Origin of the sequence: Paenibacillus typhae (assembly GCF_900099765.1) — a bacterium.
Taxonomy (GTDB): domain Bacteria; phylum Bacillota; class Bacilli; order Paenibacillales; family Paenibacillaceae; genus Paenibacillus_AQ; species Paenibacillus_AQ typhae.
The window spans coordinates 1-18,158 of record NZ_FNDX01000069.1 but is presented as its reverse complement, the minus strand read 5'-3'; the positions used below and the strand labels follow the sequence as shown (position 1 = coordinate 18,158).

Here is an 18,158-nt window from a genome sequence, read left to right as displayed (position 1 = left end):
CGCTCTAAATCGTTCGCGGAACAAGTGGAATGGCTCAATCCAAAGATTCAGGGATGGAGAAATTATTACTACACGAACTACAGCCAAAAGAGATTAGCCAAGCTGGATTGGTATATTCTGCAGAGATTAACCCGGTGGTACGCGAAGAAGAGACAACGCAGAAGATGGATGAGTTCATTACCTGAAGTAAAGTATATTGCCAAGATGTATGGACTAAGAACGCTATTGTGATCTGCATGCCCATGAATGACAAACATCGGAAAGCCGTATGAGGGAAAACCTCACGTACGGTTTGATGAGGAGGGGCTGGTTTAAATCCAGCCCTTCACTCTAGCCTATAGGGCGACTTCGGGGGACTGCCATATATTATTCAATTAAAGAATGGAACGAGTAAAGAATGGAACAAGCTTTTCTATCACCTATAAATCATACTTGACTAGTGTGAATAATAGGTTTATAGTATGAAAAAAAGCTTGAAAGAAGAAAAAAGTTTCCAAACTAGCAGGCAGTTACTCCGTTAAAGCACTAAAATAATAATTGTATACAATTATACAATTATATTTAACGATATCAAGTAAATTCTCATACAGGGGAGCATCAGAGGTATGGAGCTGCGATCACGAAGGCTGTCAAAGGATAATACCTACTATGCCTTAAAGCAAAAAATTATAAACAACGACCTGGAGCCGGGTCAGGCGGTCAATGAAGAAAGCCTGGCGACAATGCTGGGAGTCAGCCGGACCCCGCTGCGAGAAGCGATCCAGAGACTGGAGAATGAGGATTTTCTCGTCCGCCAGCCGAATGGAAGGTTGAAGGTGGCTCCGTTATCGCTAAAAGAGGTCGAGGAGATTTTTCAGATCCGCAGCATGCTCGAAGGGCATATTGCCAGAAGTGCAGCGAGGAATGCCACCGATAAAGATATCCAGAAGCTGACCGTGATGATGACTCAGATCAAGCAATCCTTTCAGCTCGGCGAGAAACAGGATTTTGTCTCCTATGGCTTTGAATTCCATGATTATCTGTCGGAAATAAGCGGGCTCATGACCTTTGAGAAGGTGCTCAATCAGCTGAGAGACCGCTCGCTCCGTTATTGCCGCTATGTTTCCCTGCACGGAGACTGGAACACACAGGCGGATGAAGAGCATAATGACATCCTGCAGATGATTGCGGACAGAAATGAAGACGGCGCAGAGCAAGCAATGCGGGAGCACATTTTAAACAGTCTGGCTACGGCACTTGAACGGATGAGCGGGATTGAAGCTGAGGTCAATGCATAAGCTTTTGCGGAACGGAAAGGGGAGTTATGAACCTATGAAGCTGACTTACAAGAATGATCATGAGCTGGAGGGAGAGTTAATCGGGGTGCGGAGAAATCTGCACCGGGAACCTGAGCTGTCCTATGAAGAGTTCAGAACCACAGAGAAGCTGCGGGCCTGGCTGACAAATGCTCACATACATATTCTAGATCTGCCCCTGGCAACCGGACTAATTGCTGAAATCGGACAGGGCGACGGGCCAATTGTTGCTATACGTTGTGATATTGATGCACTGCCGATCGAGGAGCAGACAGGTCTGCCATATGCTTCAGAAATACCGGGAAAAATGCATGCCTGCGGCCACGACTTCCACACCGCTGTTATATTGGGAGCTGCCCTGCTGCTGAAAGCCCGTGAGCATGAATTGCCGGGACGGGTCAGAATCCTGTTCCAGCCGGCGGAAGAGACAGGCCACGGAGCGGAAAGTGTACTGGCATCCGGAGGTCTGAGTGACGTAAATGCCATATTTGGATTACATAATTCACCGGAGCTGCCTACAGGAACGTTTGGAACAAGGTCGGGACCACTGACAGCAGGCGTAGACCGGTTTGAGATTAAGGTAAAAGGTGTCGGTGCCCATGCTGCTACTCCGGAAAAAGGGGTGGATACCATTGTGACTGCTGCGCAAATGATTACGATGCTGCAGACGGTGGTAAGCCGCCAGAGCAGCGCGATCGAGCCGGTTGTGTTAAGCGTGACGAGAATTAACGGTGGCTTCACCTGGAATGTGATTCCGGAGCTGGTTGAGCTGGAAGGTACAGTCCGGACTTACAATGAGGAAATCCGCCGTGAAATTCCGCTTCAGATGACCCGTATCATCGAAGGTATTGCGTCAGCAGCCGGCGCTGAGGCGAAATTGCTCTGGTATCCGGGGCCGCCGGCAACGGTGAATCATGGAGAATGGGCTGATTTTACAAAACAGGTCGCGTCGAATGCAGGCTACAAGGTCGAGGATATTCCGCTGCAGATGGGCGGAGAGGATTTTGCACTGTATCTGCAGCAAATTCCCGGGGCGTTCGTAAATATCGGAGCCGGACCGGGCTATGCATTGCATCACCCGCAGTTTGATGTTGATGAGGCGGCGATCCTGCCTGCAGCTAAATATTTTGCAGCGTTGGCAGAGCAGGCACTGAAGAAGCTGCAAGCATAAGGGGGAATGAACATGATTGAATTAAAAAATGTCCACAAAACATTCACCCGGAAAGGGATCGCGATTGATGCCCTGAAGGGGGTAAGCCTGAAGGTTGAAAAGGGCGACATCTTCGGCGTTATCGGCTATAGCGGCGCCGGCAAAAGTACACTTATCCGCCTGGTCAATTACCTGGAGCGGCCAACCGAAGGCCAGGTGCTGGTCGATGGGCATGATCTTGGAGCCTACAGCGTTAAAGAGCTGCGTGCAGCCAAGAAGAATATCGGCATGATCTTTCAGCACTTCAACCTGCTGGAATCCAAAAAAGTGTTTGATAACGTAGCGATCCCGCTTGTCCTGCTGAAAAAGAGCAAAGAGGAGATCCGCAAGCGGGTAACGGAGCTGCTGGAGTTCGTTGGACTAAGCGACAAGGCCGGAAGCTATCCGAATGAACTGTCCGGCGGACAGAAGCAGCGGGTCGGGATTGCCAGAGCGCTTGCTTCCAATCCGTCCATTCTCCTCTGTGATGAAGCAACCTCTGCCCTGGACCCGCAGACCACCCGTTCGATTCTGCAGCTGCTGAAGCGGGTCAATGCGGAATACAAGATTACCGTGATGATCATTACACATGAAATGTCGGTCATCCAGGAGATTTGCAACAAGGTGGCAGTGATGGAGGAGGGACGGATCATCGAGCAGGGCAGCGTACTGGATGTGTTCGGGCATCCGCAGCATCCGACTACGCAAAATTTTGTGAAAACCGTCATTCAAAACTCCATAACCCCTAGTGTGCAAAAATCAATAACAACCGGGCTTGGCAGCCGGATCTGCAGGCTGAATTTTGTAGGAGCATCAACCACTGAGCCGCTGCTCTATGAGATGATCCGTACGAACGAGGTAAAAGTCAACATTTTGTTCGCGAATACAACGGAGATCCAGGAAACGACACTGGGAACCGTGATTGTTCAACTTGACGGCGACGGTGCTGAGATTAATAAGGCTGTAGCTTTTCTGAAAAACAATGGAGTCAGCGTAGAGGAGGTGGAAGCTTATGTTCTCGACCACAGTAACCGGTGAGCAGTTTTTAACGGCTTTTATTGAAACTGTACAAATGGTGGGTGTGTCCCTGTTCTTCGGTTCCCTGCTCGGGGTTCCTATCGGGATCCTGCTGGTAATCACCCGTCCGGGCGGTATATTGGAGAACAAGGCAGCCTATACCATTCTTAATCCCATCATCAATATCGTACGTTCGCTGCCCTTTATCATCCTGCTGGTGGCTATCATTCCGCTAACAAGAGCAATTGTTCATACTTCGATCGGGACAGCTGCTGCGATCGTACCGCTGATTATCTACATCGCTCCTTACATCGGGCGGTTGGTTGAAAACTCTCTGCTTGAAGTGAACCCGGGAATTCTCGAAGCAGCCGAGTCCATGGGCTCTACCCCGTTTCAGGTAATCTGGCACTTCCTGCTGCCCGAGGCATTCGCATCTTTGATTCTGTCATTAACGACGGCAACGATCGGCCTGATCGGGGCAACGGCCATGGCCGGAACAGTCGGCGGCGGCGGGGTCGGTGATTTGGCCATCGTCTACGGGTACCAGCGGTTTGACACGGTAGTCGTGGTAGCTACAGTCATTATTCTTATCATTTTGGTACAGGGCATTCAATCTTTGGGCAACACTCTGGCGCGGAAAATTCGCCGTCACTAAACACTACATATACTTGGAGGGAGTCGGCAGATGAGTAATTGGAGTAAGCAGGACCGTTTCAGAGCCTTATTATCCGGAGAGCGGGCAGATCGTCCGATTGTCAGCGGATGGCGCCATTTTATCGACAAGGAACAGACAGCAGAGGATTTGGCGGCAACGACCATTTCCTTCACCAAGCAATATGATTGGGACTGGGTCAAAATCAATCCGAGAGCAACCTATCTGGCTGAAGCCTGGGGCAACCAGTATGATTTTACAGATTATCAGACGGTATTTCCGCGGCAAAAGACAACGGTAATTCCGGCAGCGGACAATCTGTGGGACCTTGAAGTAAAAAAGGCCACTGAGACAGCCACATTTCAGGAGCATTTGGAGGCCGTTAAGCAGATTCGCCTGGGATTGCCGAATACTCCGCTGATTCAGACCGTATTCTCTCCGCTGACGGTACTGCTGTTTATCGTAGGGCGCTCCGCTTATGTTACCAAAACGGTATTTGGCATTGAGCAGCCTGTAACACTGGAATCGCTGTTTAAAGAGCACCGGGCCGCAGCACATCATGCGCTGCATGTGATTTCGTTAACCTTGGCCGATTATGTAAAAGAGCTGCAGCATGCGGGTTCCGACGGCTTGTTCTACGCAGTGACCGGTACAGCGCATCCGGGTTTGTTCGATGAAGCGATGTTCGATGAGCTGTCCAGACCTTATGATTCCATCGTACTGGAAGCTGCCAGCTACGGCAAAAACATCCTGCATACCTGCGGGGCCTATTCGCAGCCGGAGAAATTCAATGATTACCGGATCGACGGAATCAGCTGGGATACCGTTGCCGAAGGGAATCCGGGTCTCGGAGCCAACCTGAAAGCAACTAAAGTAGGCGGAGTTGATCATGGCCTGTTCGCCGTGAACGATATTGCGCAGATCAGGCAGCAGGCAAAAGATGCTTTGACTTTGATGAAGGATCAGCCGTTTATTCTCGCGCCAAACTGTGCGATCCCCCTGAACGTAACAGATGAGGCGTTAGTACAATTTAAAAACATAGTATTGGAATAGGAGATGAAGGTAATGAAGAAATTATTATTGGTTATGCTGATCGGGGTTATGGCGGTGCTGACAGCCTGCGGTAATAAGGAAGCGGACGGCGCAGGAGAAGACAAGAAGGAAATCACCGTCGGATTCGGTGTGGGAACGTATGAAGAGCAGTTCCGCCAGTCGATTCTGCCGATTCTGGAGGAGAAGGGCTACAAGGTAGATATCAAAACCTTCTCGCAGAACATGCAGGTTAACCCGGCAATGAAGGAAGGCTCGATTGACGCAAGTATTTTCCAGAGTACAGCTTACATGGAAGCTATTAATGAAGAAATCGGTGCAGATATGACCGGGATTGCTTACGTGCCGGGTGCTCCGCAAGGACTTTATTCCGTAAATCATACGACGCTGGATGATGTAAAAGACGGTACCACTGTAGCTGTTCCGAATGACCCGGTTAATCAGGAGCGCGCGCTGCGGATTCTGGAGGAGCTGGGCTGGATCAAAATCAAGGAAGGCGCCGGTGTAGCCGATTTCAACATCAACAGCATGGAGCCGGATAAATTCAATATCGATATCAAAATCCTCGACCCGGCACAGATCCTGGTTTCCCTGCAGGACGTGGACTACGGTGTGGTTAACGGTAACTACATTGCCAACTCGCCGGACAGAAAAATTACCGATGCGCTAAAAATCGAGAACACACCTATGCAGCACAGAATTATCGTGTCGGTCAACAAAAAGGATGAAAACACCCAGTGGGCCAAGGATCTGAAGGCTGCCTATGAATCAAAAGAGTTCGAAGAATACATCAAGGGACTGGACAAATATGACGGCTTCATCCTGCCGGAAGCTTGGGATAACAACTAAGAAAGGGAAGTGGATGTAAGTGGCACAGAAGCAGATTCATTTTATCGGCGGCGGACAGATGGCGGAAGCCATGATTCGCGCCTGTATTGCCAACAACACCCTGGCGGCAGATGAGATCAGTGTTACAGATGTCAACGAAGCTCGTCTGCAGCTGCTGAGTGACAAGTATAAAGTAAATACGGGCAGTTCACAGGAGTATGGCCTGTCTGCGGCCTCGATTATCGTGATAGCCGTCCGTCCGCAGGATAATCTGGCAGCACTCGGTGAGCTTGTACAGAAGCATGCTGCACCTGCTGCTACAATCGTTTCGATTGTAGCAGGGGTGACGATAGCGCAGCTTGGCGGTTATTTCGGAGCAGAACGCCCGATTGTCCGGGTCATTCCGAACACCTTGACCGATACAGGCTACGGCTACAGCGGCGTTGCCTTGAACAGCTATGCTGACCGTGATCAGGTAGAGGATTTCCTGCTTGGCTTCGGCAAGGTTCAATACCTGGACGAGGGCTATATCGATATCTTCACCGGCTACGGTGTAGCGGGACCGAACTATATCTATTATTTCATCGAATCGCTTGTGGATGCCGGTGTGCTTGCCGGTCTGCCTCGTGAGCAGGCGTGGAATGTCGCGCTGGAGAACATGATGGGCGCAGTCACGATGCTGCGGCAGACCGGCCTGCATCCGCGGCAGCTGCTGGATATTAACAATTCACCGGGCGGGGTCGGCATGCACGGCTTGTACGAGCTTAACAACAGTGACTTCGCGGCCGGACTGCAGCGCAGCGTGCTCGCAGCCGTTAAGCGGACTACGGAGCTGGGAGTGAAGAAATAATGGCTACCATCACCTGGGATCATCTGGTGCATTATGTGAACGATCTGGATCAGCCGGTCGAAAGCTTCCGGGAGCACGGGCTGGTTGCTTTTAGAGGGGGCGCTCATAAAGCATGGGGAACCTACAATTCCTTAAGCTACTTCGGGTTAACCTACATTGAGTTCCTGGGTATTGAGAACCTGGAGCTGGCGAAGGCCACAGCACACAATGTTGTTGTACGGGATGCGGTACAGCTGCTGCCTGAGCATGAAGCTTTGAGCAGAGTGGTGCTCCGGACGGATGATATAGATACCGTAGCAGCTTCCCTGCACGCGGCAGGCTTGTCTTTATCGCCGATCATCGACGGCAAGCGTCTGGATAACGCCGGCAGACTGATTGAATGGCGGATGATGACAATTGACGGTGATTTTGCAGGACTCGTCTATCCGTTTATCATCCAGTGGAATGGAACCGATGAGGAGCGGCTGGTCAATATGACGGCCTCCGGCATCATCCAGCCTCACCCCGCAGGAGCAGTCGAGATTGTGAGCGCGGTATTCCGCGTCTCCGATCCGGCAGCGGCCGCCAGCCATTGGAGCACTTTATTCGGACTTCCGGTTACGGAGTCAGAGGCCGGCAGATTCAGCCTGAAGGTTGGAGCGCAGTCGTTTGATTTTGTGCAGGGGGACGAGAACGAGTTCAAGCAGGTTATTTTTGCAGCAGAATCAGCGGCATTAAAGGGTAAGATCATTCGGGTGGGCGAAGGTGAATATGTATTCACCTGATTATGGCCTGACGGAAATAAGAGAGAGCCTCTGGACTATGTTCCGGGGGCTTTTTTTGCGCAGACAGAGAGAAGAGTGTTAGTAGGAAAATGTAATAGAATTGAAACGAAATATCATAATTTGTTCTATATAATGGTTTAAATGGATGGTTGTCATAGGTGAGATGCTGGTGAGCGAAGCTTCTCTAGTTTGGATAAGCACCGCAGGCGAGCTGGAATTAATTTAAGTGTAGTTTGTACATCTATATCCGGTGATAATCGGGCGTGGGCAGCTTTAAGTGTATTTGGTGCAACTAGAATAGGGGATTTGGCGTAATTGTACCCTTTTCCAGAAGAATAAGTGTATGAAGTGCATCTAAATGCTGGATTGGCAGAAATATTGGCGTTTTAGTTGTATAAAGTGCAGTTAAGTCGATTAACAAGGTTTATTTTCTAGGCTGGGATAAAGTTCAGTTTGAAGGTACTAATAGTTATATGTACTATACTGATAGATGAAGGTGAACGGAACGAAGAAAGAATTGGTTGTGTCCGTTCTAGCAATCCATTTAATTAGTATGGAGGCAAAGAGATATATTGTGAATAAGGTGAAAGGGCGATAGCATATATGAGTCTTAATCTGGTACCGCTGCGAATACCAACAGGATGGAAAGTTAATTTGAATGATTTCACAGAGTCTTTTCCTGATAGATTTACTGATGATAACTATGAACATCGCTGGGAATTCAAGGAGGATATCCTACAGCTTGAAAGCGAGCATAAGAAAAGAGTGATTGATCTCGGCTGGTATCCCGAATTCGATGCAGACGGTCAGTATACGCTAATGCTTGTTGATGTTAGTGAGGAGAACGGGGAAGGATCGTTTTATTGGAATAAACTAATAGAATACAGATCAAGAAGCATTGAAGAGATAAGGATGAAGATTGAGGAGTTTCTGAGAACGTGAAAATCATTGGGCGAACGAAAGGATCACACGACATGAATATCCAGGGAATCAACCACTTTTGCTTTTCCGTCGCGGATTTGGATCGGTCCATTAAGTTCTATTCCGAGGTGTTCGGTGCCCGGATTCTGGTTAAAGGCAGGAAGCTGGCCTATTTCGATCTGAACGGGCTGTGGATCGCACTTAATCAGGAGGATGTGGTGCGTGACCGGGACAATCGGACATACACGCATATAGCTTTTACTATTGATACGAATGACTATGAGAGCCTGCTGAATAAGCTGAAGGAGCTGCATGTTGAGGTGCTGCCCGGGCGGGTAAGGAATGCCAAAGATAAAGAATCTATTTACTTTTACGACCCGGATGGACATCTGTTTGAGTTTCACACAGGTAACTTGCAGGACCGGCTGGACTATTACCGTGCAGAGAAGGAGCATATGATTTTTTATGATGAGGAAGTCATCAGGAAAGAGGTTTGATGTGAATAATTTAATCCGCTCCTGAAGGGACAAATGTCGCAATAATCCGGCTGCAATGTCGCAAAAGTACATGGAACCGGTGTATAAAGGTAGAGTATACTCACCTTATAAATATGATAATGAAAATCATTATCACATAAATAGGGGGAGTCAGCATGAACAGAGCAACAAAAAGGCAGTCATCATCACTACTATTAATGGTATGGATGCTGGCGCTGGTACTGGTACTTACGGCTTGCGGTTCTAATTCTAATGGAGGGAACGCAAATACGGGCAATGCTGCACAGGCAGCTGCCGCCGCGTCGGCCGGACCGTCACCGGCTTCTGAAACACAGGCTTCGGCAACACCGGAGACACAGACTGCCGCAGCTTTCCCGGTTACCATTAAGCATATGAAGGGCGAGTATACGCTGAATGAGAAGCCGAAGGTGATTGCCGCGCTGGATGTGAAATTCATCGATCAGCTGATTGCGCTTGGCGAAAAGCCGGCGGGAAGTGTGGTAGCTGGAGCAAAAGGCGCGACGTTTCCGGAATACCTGGGAGAGCTTGGGGATGTGCAGGTTCTGGGTACACGGGATGAGCCGAACCTGGAAGCTATTGTAGCGCTGAAGCCGGATCTGATTCTAATGACCGACTTTCAGGAAGAGGCATATGAGAGTGTCAGCAAAATAGCACCGACCATCGTACTCGACTTCTACGAGGACTGGCGGGATACGCTGGCTACTATCGGCAAGATCACAGGCAAGCAGGCGGAGGCTGTAGCTGTTCAGCAGGCCTACGAGGATAAAATTGTCGGTCTGCGGGAGCAGCTGGCAGCGAAGCTCGGTGATGATACGGTTGCGCTGATTCGTCCGAGGCCGGAAGGGATTCGTGTCCACGGGCCAGAGCACCGGACAGGCAGCATTCTGTATGAGGATTTGGGATTGAACGCCCCTGAATTTGTAAAAGCCATTACCGAGGATACCTCTGTTGAGATTTCCATGGAGACTGTCGCTGATATCGGAGCGGACCGCTATTTCCTGCTGTCGGATGATCTGTTTGCCAAAGATGCTGCGGAGCTGGCGAACAGTCCGGTCTGGAAGTCTATGGATGCCGTTAAAAACAACCGTGCTTACGATGTAAATGCAACACTCTGGATCGCCTACTATGGCCCGATTGCCATTAACATCATTGTCGATCAGGCTGCGGAAGCTCTGCTGGGAGCGCAGTAATATGGACGGCTATCTGTCGTCTGTCTCCTGGAAGCAGCTGACGGCGGATTACCGCATGAGGCTCGGTGAACCTCCTGCAAGCAGCATCCGTACGATCGCTCTAAGTCAGCTGCAAGATGAAGTTGCTTGCCGTGATTATATCAGCTGGTTCACAGACTATATCGGTGCACCGGATATGCAGGTTGCTGCATCCATGCTGGCCAAGCGGATCGGCTATCTGTGGATTGTACCTCTGCTGACGGCGATGACGTTTCATAACCAAGAAGTTTCTATCACCCTGGATAAAAGCTATCTTTATCATCCAGATTTATCCGCCGGACAAGGGGATACGCGTTTTCCATTCCTCGCTTTTGATGGACTGCGGACGGCGGCTGCACCGCTGGACGATAGAACCGTATGGCGGGAAGCGGTGGTTAAGCAGATTTTTGCAGAACACCTTGCGCCGCTGCTGCAGATCCTTGCCGCAGTTGGCCCCGTCTCTATGGCGATACTCTGGGAAAATATTATGGTTCGCATTGCCCCGCTATATGCTCCCGGAACAGAAGAATCCGAACCAGAACAGCAGCGAATGAGCGAGGATTTTACTTACCTGACCAAGATTGCGCCCGGCTCTTTGTTTGGCATGAGAAGTAATCCGTTAACACGTTTCACTGAACACCATGACGGGGTACAGGTTGCCAAGAGCAAGCGGATTACTTGCTGCTTCTATTACCGGATGTCGGGAGAATATTGTGTAAAGTGTCCGAAAATTGACAATGAGAATGAATCTCAATTAAAATGACAACAGCAACATATTATCTCAAAAGCGGCCGCTTCCCCTGAAAAGTGCATTCTGTTCAGGAGCGGCTGTGAATGAGGATGCTATTGTCAGGAGATGAGAGGGATGCCGCTGCGGGAGCAGGCAAGTTTATGGAGTGATCTGGCAATCAAAACGCTAGACGTGAGCAGCGGTACTGTGCCGCCGGGCGGCGTTCTGAGTGAAACAGAATTGACTACCAATCTGCTGCTGCTGGCAGGAGGCGGGCAGGGAAGGCTTGTGATGAACGGCGAGGATTGCCGTATCCAGGCCTTTTTTGCCTGCCATGCGGTTAAAGGCTCAGCCTTTACTCTGACTGCCGGAGCAGAAAGCATTCATTATACTAAGATTACCTATAAAGCTGTCCAAATGGCTGAAGCCGTCGATGAACGGTACGGGCAGCGGAATCACCCGCTGGACCATTCATTTGTTCACCGTCTGGAGCTGCCGGCAGGACTGCACCAGACGGCAGAAGAAATCGAAGCGAAATGGGGCAGGGGTGAAGGGCTGGAGCGGTTTCATGTAAATGCACTGCTGCAAGGCATGCTGTACGAGCTGATGATGGAGGTTGAACGCGGCAGGGGCGGTGCCGGGGCAGATATGGTGGACATTGTCACTGCCTATATCGCGGGGCATTACCGCCAGGATCTGGAGCTTAAGAAGCTGGCTGCGCTTGCCGGCTGCAGTCCAAGACAGCTGCAGCGGCGGTTCAAGCAGGAGAAGTTACTCGGACCGATGGAATATGTGATCCGGCTGCGAATGGAGAGTGCGGAGCGGATGCTGCGTCATACCGATGCCCCGATCAGTGAAATTGCCGAAAGAACGGGCTACCGTGATATGTATTACTTCAGCAGGGCTTTTAAGAAGGTTTACGGTGTGCCTCCGCAGCTATACAGGCGTTCTGCCACAGTTGGAACTGAAGCACTTTCGGCTTACGTCGGTTTGAATGACCGTTTTGCTGCCTCATACGAGTCACTGCAAGGCCCGGTAATCTGCCATATGCGGGGCGAATACGGGGTTACCGCTGCTCCAAGGCGTATCGCCGTGCTCGACGTGCAGTATGCCGACCATCTTCTGGCCCTGAATGTAGCTCCGGCAGGAAGTGTTGGCACGGGCAGCAGTGCTTCATTACAATTTCCCCAATATATCAGGGACAGGCTTAAGGCTACGGAAATGACGGGAAGCTATGAGTACCCGGACCTGGAGGCGGTCGAACGGCTGCAGCCGGACCTTATAGTCTGCACCGAGGTGCACGCCCCGCATTATGAACGGTTAAACCGGATTGCTCCAACCCTCATGTTCAGACGGAATGAGAGCTGGCAGACGATATTACGCCTCTTTGGGATTATAACGGGCAAGCAGTCTAGGGCGGAAGCGATTATTGCGGATTACCACCGCCGGACAGCCCTGCTGTCGGGAGAGCTTGCAGCGGTGCTGGCCGGTCAGAGTGTGGCCTTGATCCGTCCGCGTGAATCGCTGGTACGGGTGCACACCGCTTCGCACCGCACCGGTGCTGTCCTGTACCGGGATCTGGGGCTGCCGGCTCCACTTTTTGTGGCAGATACCTCCGATACGGCATACCACATCCCGGTTGACAGACTGCCTGCGGTGCATGCGGATCACTATTTTCTGCTTAGCAGCGAGCGGGTGCAGGATGAGATTTCTGCGACAGAACAGAGTACCCGGGTCATTCTGCATGCAGAGGAGCAGCCGCAAATTTATGCGGTGGATGCCGCTACCTGGATCGGCTGCTACGGACCGACGGGGATTAATTACATTGTGGATCAGGTGGAAGGTGTGTTGCTGGCATGAGTGGAACAAGCTGGTAAGGAATAAGATTTTTCATAGACGAATGGCTGATGCTCTTGTGGTTTTCACAGGAGCTTTTTACTGCGGATTATCCTGTCAGCTACTCTAATGCACTCGGATTTTTTTTGCTGTCCAATCGTTTTGAGGCTACAACGGCCAGCATGGCTTTGGTCTGTTCAACCGTACGAATAACACGGTAACGCAGCAAGGGATTATCAATGCGATTATGCAAGGCATGCAATAAACCTTGGAACAGGAATTTAAAAAACGGCGTAATCCTGTAATGGGAGCTGCGCCGTTTTTTTCATAGAAAGAAGGTTGATAGGATGCTAATATGTTATATTAAATGAAAATAATTCCTGAAACTAGAAAGAGAGGCCGTCAATGAAAATCCTGAAAAAGTTCACTCGAGCACTAGGGCTTGGGATTCTAATCCTCGGGTTAATTCAGTCTACTCCATCCATCGTATCAGCAGCAGCAGGAAAAGCACAGTCCACCGCCTTACCTGTTATCCGGGTCTATCTTAACAACAATCAAATAACCTCTTCCTCCGGGGCTCCTTCATTGGTAAACGGGACGGTCATGCTCCCGCTGGACAGCTTCTATTATATTAGCGGCCTTACTGTTAAGTATGATGAACGTACGAAAGTGATCTCTATCGAAAACATGTTTACCAAAGGCAGCATAAAGGCCGGGGCGCGAACGGCAACGGTTAACGGTAAAAAGCTTACTTATTCCGCAGCTCCTCAGCAGATTAATAAGCAGCTGTACGTACCCCTGCGATTCGTTAATGATGCGATTGGAGGCACACTGGACTGGAAGGCGGCCAGCCGTGAGGCGGTGATTGGCTATCCGGAATTTGTTGGCGACGGCAGGACAAGTAAGGACGCGTATTTCATTAATGGAGTGAATGGAGCTGTATATAAGCGGGATGCGGCAGGTGTTGTTCATGCTGTGGGAGTCTCTGCAGCAGCTAAGCTTGAGCCGGGCTATATTGCTGCTACCCAGATTTCGTCCGTGCCAATTGCAGAAGATGCCGACCTGGTAACCATCCAGAATTCCAGCGGCGAGCCATCTATAAACCTGACGGTCATTAATCTTTTTGTAAAAAAAGGCGTCATTCTGCGTCAGTCGGCGGCTCATTATTGGCAGTTTTCTCCCGACAATTTGAAGACGTATAACGGTAACGCGGTTATGAACGATGGCCATACGGTCCGGTTGATTGCACCAGATGCTTCTGTAAAACAAACCTGGAATATCTCCAAGTTAGCAGGCACACCGGATGTCAGCTACGCTATTGAAGCTATTGGCGAGAACTATTTAGTGGTACGGTCATCTTCGGAAGGACTGCTGACCTTGATTGATCTGGAGACAAACAAAGCGATCCTGCTCTATAACGAGTTTGGTATTAATCCAACCGATATGCCGGGCTTCAAGAACGATGGTCTCCGGTTTACCGGAAGCGGCGGGAACGGGTCTGAGCTGCAGTTTGAATTCACGAACGGGAAGCAAGTGAAGACGGTGTTTAGTTATACGTTGGGGGAACAGTGATGACAAGCAGTCTCGGAATTCATAGGACTCATTCAATCAAAACGAAATAAGGAAAATGGTTTCAGAATGTTCCGGGTAGCTGAGCATATTCAGAATATAAGAGGTGTATTAATGTCAAGGAATATAAGGTATATAACGTTTTTTGTGCTGGGTGCATTACCTTTGTTTATCTATCCATTCGTTTTGTTAGCTAACATAATGTCTTTAGCCGGAAGCTGGTCAGGGCAAGAAGAATCTATTTTGATAGCAATCGTGCTCTTATTCATAATACTAACCAGCTCATATCCAATAACCTATATTATTTGTTTAGTGCTGTATCTGATAAAAAAATTCAAAAATAAAGCCAAGAATGGTGCTGTTCTGGTAACGAAGCTGCCCCTGTTGCCCTTGATTCATTTAGTTCTTGCTATTCTTGTGGGATGTTTATGGTGGTTCTTGGGCTAAGGTAGGAAGGAGAAGTTTATGAAGAAGAAAATCATCTACATGATTTCAATGATTGTATTGGTGACTGTAATCATTGTAATGATGATCCTGCCTAAGCGAGAAATTGTTAGTGTTAGCCTCTTTTCCGACACAGCTACAATTACTTACACTGACGCTGAAAGCCTTCAAATCATCGGAGATGCCATAAGGACTGTTAAAAAAGTGCCCGGAGCTGTTGATGTAGGCCCGCCATCTTACCGGATGACCGTTACCTATGAGGATTCTGAGGCTGTTCAATACAGTGTATACATGGATTTTCAAACCAAAAACGGCTTCCTGATTAAAGACAGCAATAGTGAGCGGATGCTGGATTTAAGAAAAAAGAATTCGGAAGAGCTGGCGGATCTGTTGGCAAAGTGAAAATGTAAAGGGAAACGCTCCTGTGGCTGTCACTGGAGCTTTTTTGTTGTGGGTTATTTGGTTGGTGGCTAACGCCGCTTGGGGGTGCCTGTTGCCCTAATAAGAAGTCTATGTTTACCTTGGGGAAATTGGCGAGCGTATTTTTTGCTACAATGTACAGTTCCTCCTATGAGTCGGACATATATTAATTTATGGAGTTTAATAGGGACTTACAGTATACGAGGAGGAATAAATATGGCGTTATTATCAACCGGGCCGATTGAGAATACTCCAGTCAGCGGGGTGAGACCCACTCAGCAGTTAACGGTCAAATTTGATAATCGGGATGCGACAATATTTTCGACGATTCTGGTAGAAGGTTATGTATTGAACGGAACAAGGACACTTTATGCACAAGATGAATTTGTTCTCGCTCCCAATCAAGTGATAACTAAAAATTACTTCGCAGATCTGAACGCATTTGAATATATTTTCACAATCGATGATGCTGCTGCAGAAGTGACACAAATCTCGGCATGGGGGAAAAATACAGCAGGACAGCTAATTACTGCTCACCGGCTTGTTTCCTCAGAAGTTCTGGGTGCCGCTAAAGGAGGAGTAACAACTTTCGAATGGGGTGAAACCATTTTTTGGGCGGATTCGGCAGCTCCGGGGCCTGGCAGCGGAACTCCGTCTGATCCATTCACCTCGCTACAGGCAGCCATTGATGCCGCAGCCAACAGTCCTCTAGCAGTATCCATTGGTATGAGAGCAAGGTGTATCGTGCTCATTGCGGCAAATTCAATTTTTGATGAAGATATTATTATCCCGCCTGCCCGTCACCTGCAATTGCTTGGTATGGGACCGTGGGTGCTGGGTAATTCAGATCTGGCGAATTTCGCATCTTCAACCCCCCGCAATGTAACAATACAGACCAATCAAGCTGCAGAAGACGTATATCTTATTCAAGGACCTGCCTTTGATGCGCGCCCGGTTACTGTGATAGGTACGTTTGATGACGGAACATCCGTAAGCACTCATACGAATTATACGGACGGAGCCATTATCAGCGGCAATATTACTTTCCAGAATGTTGCTGTAGTGGATCCGTTTACAACCATTGAATTTCAGCTTTTGAATGCCCGGGTAGTCGGAGATATAATTCAGTCGGGGCACATGGGCAACTTAAATACCTATTTATATCATAGCCGCATCAATACAATGGTTCATACCGGACTTAATATTCAGCGTATGGTTGACAGCCAGTCAGACGGGATCGTTAATGTTCGCGGCTATTCTCATATCACTAATACAAATATTAATGGTGCAGTCACTGTAACGCTTGCCTTGTCAGACGTACCGCCAACAGGGATTTTTAGCAGCCAGTTCGGTACAATTACCTGGACCGGTCCGCTTACGCTGGATACTGCCTCTAACTACTATTTTGTAAACAGCGGTTCAATATTAACCGGCACCAAAACAATTCTATTCAGTTTGGCTTAGGGTTTCGTGAAGGTTCATTATGCGACTTGAAAATCAGAATATGATGTTTCAAATCCATATACTCCTGCCAATGAAATTGACAGGAGCTTTTTTTGCTCAGAATAAAGACAGAAAAGGGAAACCGAAAAGCGAATGTCAAACCTCCTTTTAGAGAAGGAAAATACTTTTAGCGACTGATTCGGAGTATGATATGTAGAGCAGGGAATTTAAGTTGGATGGGGGGGCTTTGATGTTATGAAGTTAAATGAAGCGCCAGACTCAAAGGGATGGTTACTTGCGATTGTAGATTCTGTTATAGCTGTTACAGCTACGACTATTGTATAGGACGGCTTGAAGCCGGTTCAAGAATACGATGGTATCGTTACATTCGTTTTCACAATATCTACTATTTGTTTGAAGCAAAATTATTAGAAGGTGAGTACTATAGTGAATGCAAGAAATGAGATAGCAGAAGCAATAGGAATTAACTTCCTAATACTATACATCAAATTGAGTATCGACTGCTAAACTCCACAAAGGAAGAAGGGTTTACAAGACAATTAATTACTCAACTTTCGCAGCTCAAATCTCCAAACAAACCCTTGATATAGCTGGGTAAACCGGAGATCCATTCCTGTAGTTGACAAAAAACAGCTATTGTATTCTTCTTGGTTTTCGCCTGGGACATTTCAAGAAATAAACTCATGAGCTGCTGAAGCGCAGACTGGTAGTCCAGATCGCGAACCTCGTCCGCAAAGAGAAAGAAGAGTCCTCCAAGTGTCCGGTCATCACTCGATTGACGCCGTTCGTATTCCATGGCTAAATACCGGCTGAATACAATCGTCGTATGGCTAATCAGCCCGTCAAAGGAACGGCCCTGAAATTCAGTTCCCAGTTTCAAGTAGCTTTTGGTGACCTTGAAAAAGGTCTCAATGCTCCAGCGCATGCCGTAGATTCTTACCATTTCAGCTGCATCCAGCGTCACATCGGTACTTAAAAGGCCAGCCACTCCCGTTTTTTATTCCGGTTGCGGACAAACACAAGCTTCACCTGCAGACCGCAGGCGGTGTGCACGATGAGCGAGCCTTTAATGTCTTTGGCATTCGATGCGGGCAGGCTTTGAAAGACCTCGCGGAGTGTCATTCGCTTACCGTGAACTAGGTAGCGTTGTTTCATTTCCTTTACCATACCAATCACAGGAAGCCCTTTAGCGGCAAGCTCACGAAGGAGTGGAGCTTGCGTAAACCAGCTGTCCATAAGCACGTAGTCGGCGGTGAATCCTGCACGTAAAGCCCGTTCTAGCAAGGCTACGACAGCATCCGGCTTCCGGGAAAAGGCCTCCAACCGGCGCTTGTAGCCGTGACTTCGTTTGGACAGATTCGAAGCCATTTCACACAACCGATTGGTGATTTTGGCAGAAGAGA

The 18,158-nt window shown here is 48.8% G+C and carries 17 protein-coding genes and 1 pseudogene; 17 read left to right on the top strand and 1 reads right to left on the bottom strand.

Translation table 11 applies throughout. The annotated features are described in order from the left end of the window. Window positions 1–24 precede the first annotated feature (24 nt). The 17 genes from BLR64_RS29010 to BLR64_RS30635 all read left to right on the top strand — a co-directional run bounded on the left by BLR64_RS29010 (window position 25) and on the right by BLR64_RS30635 (window position 16,755). Window positions 25–231, top strand: coding sequence for a group II intron maturase-specific domain-containing protein (locus BLR64_RS29010; RefSeq protein ID WP_090720318.1), 207 nt, complete (start codon window positions 25–27; stop codon window positions 229–231). A 374-nt stretch (window positions 232–605) separates the two neighbouring features. After that, window positions 606–1,277, top strand: a complete 672-nt coding sequence (locus tag BLR64_RS29005) for a GntR family transcriptional regulator (protein WP_090720091.1) — start codon at window positions 606–608, stop codon at window positions 1,275–1,277. A 34-nt stretch (window positions 1,278–1,311) separates the two neighbouring features. Beyond that, on the top strand, window positions 1,312–2,466 hold the full coding sequence (locus tag BLR64_RS29000) for an amidohydrolase (protein WP_090720089.1): 1,155 nt from the start codon (window positions 1,312–1,314) through the stop codon (window positions 2,464–2,466). A gap of 12 nt (window positions 2,467–2,478) precedes the next feature. After that, the gene (locus BLR64_RS28995; protein ID WP_090720087.1) at window positions 2,479–3,522 is read left to right on the top strand and encodes a methionine ABC transporter ATP-binding protein; all 1,044 of its coding nucleotides are present in this window, start codon (window positions 2,479–2,481) and stop codon (window positions 3,520–3,522) included. Further along, window positions 3,497–4,156: a methionine ABC transporter permease gene (locus tag BLR64_RS28990; protein ID WP_090720085.1), complete on the top strand. Its 660-nt coding sequence runs from the start codon at window positions 3,497–3,499 to the stop codon at window positions 4,154–4,156. Before BLR64_RS28995 ends, BLR64_RS28990 begins: the two co-directional genes overlap by 26 nt. A 30-nt stretch (window positions 4,157–4,186) precedes the next feature. Continuing rightward, window positions 4,187–5,206, top strand: coding sequence for a uroporphyrinogen decarboxylase family protein (locus BLR64_RS28985; protein ID WP_090720083.1), 1,020 nt, complete (start codon window positions 4,187–4,189; stop codon window positions 5,204–5,206). A 12-nt stretch (window positions 5,207–5,218) separates the two neighbouring features. Continuing rightward, window positions 5,219–6,052, top strand: a complete 834-nt coding sequence (locus BLR64_RS28980) for a MetQ/NlpA family ABC transporter substrate-binding protein (protein ID WP_090720081.1) — start codon at window positions 5,219–5,221, stop codon at window positions 6,050–6,052. 19 nt (window positions 6,053–6,071) lie between these two features. Beyond that, the gene (gene proC / locus BLR64_RS28975; RefSeq protein WP_090720079.1) at window positions 6,072–6,881 is read left to right on the top strand and encodes a pyrroline-5-carboxylate reductase; all 810 of its coding nucleotides are present in this window, start codon (window positions 6,072–6,074) and stop codon (window positions 6,879–6,881) included. After that, window positions 6,881–7,645, top strand: coding sequence for a VOC family protein (locus BLR64_RS28970; RefSeq protein ID WP_090720078.1), 765 nt, complete (start codon window positions 6,881–6,883; stop codon window positions 7,643–7,645). The genes proC and BLR64_RS28970 overlap by 1 nt, the downstream gene beginning before the upstream one ends. 654 nt (window positions 7,646–8,299) lie before the next feature. Then, entirely contained in the window at window positions 8,300–8,587 is a 288-nt protein-coding gene (locus tag BLR64_RS28965) for a hypothetical protein (RefSeq protein WP_090720076.1), read from the top strand. 32 nt (window positions 8,588–8,619) lie between these two features. Beyond that, a complete protein-coding gene (gene fosB, locus BLR64_RS28960) occupies window positions 8,620–9,063 on the top strand; it encodes a metallothiol transferase FosB (RefSeq protein ID WP_090720075.1) in 444 nt (147 codons plus the stop codon). A 155-nt stretch (window positions 9,064–9,218) separates the two neighbouring features. Continuing rightward, a complete protein-coding gene (locus tag BLR64_RS28955) occupies window positions 9,219–10,274 on the top strand; it encodes an ABC transporter substrate-binding protein (protein ID WP_090720073.1) in 1,056 nt (351 codons plus the stop codon). A 1-nt stretch (window position 10,275) separates the two neighbouring features. After that, window positions 10,276–11,055 carry an IucA/IucC family C-terminal-domain containing protein gene (locus tag BLR64_RS28950; protein WP_090720071.1) on the top strand — a complete coding sequence of 260 codons (780 nt, stop codon included), beginning with the start codon at window positions 10,276–10,278 and terminating at the stop codon, window positions 11,053–11,055. A 102-nt stretch (window positions 11,056–11,157) separates the two neighbouring features. Then, window positions 11,158–12,882: an AraC family transcriptional regulator gene (locus BLR64_RS28945; protein WP_090720069.1), complete on the top strand. Its 1,725-nt coding sequence runs from the start codon at window positions 11,158–11,160 to the stop codon at window positions 12,880–12,882. A gap of 381 nt (window positions 12,883–13,263) precedes the next feature. Further along, on the top strand, window positions 13,264–14,430 hold the full coding sequence (locus tag BLR64_RS28940; RefSeq protein WP_090720067.1) for a copper amine oxidase N-terminal domain-containing protein: 1,167 nt from the start codon (window positions 13,264–13,266) through the stop codon (window positions 14,428–14,430). 462 nt (window positions 14,431–14,892) lie between these two features. Beyond that, complete coding sequence (locus BLR64_RS28930) at window positions 14,893–15,273, top strand: YhfM domain-containing protein (RefSeq protein WP_090720063.1); 381 nt, start codon at window positions 14,893–14,895, stop codon at window positions 15,271–15,273. 234 nt (window positions 15,274–15,507) lie between these two features. After that, window positions 15,508–16,755 carry a hypothetical protein gene (locus tag BLR64_RS30635; RefSeq protein ID WP_208607256.1) on the top strand — a complete coding sequence of 416 codons (1,248 nt, stop codon included), beginning with the start codon at window positions 15,508–15,510 and terminating at the stop codon, window positions 16,753–16,755. A 547-nt stretch (window positions 16,756–17,302) separates the two neighbouring features. Here BLR64_RS30635 and BLR64_RS28920 read toward each other — a convergent pair. Next, a pseudogene (locus BLR64_RS28920) lies at window positions 17,303–18,158 on the bottom strand (IS4 family transposase); the annotation flags it as partial.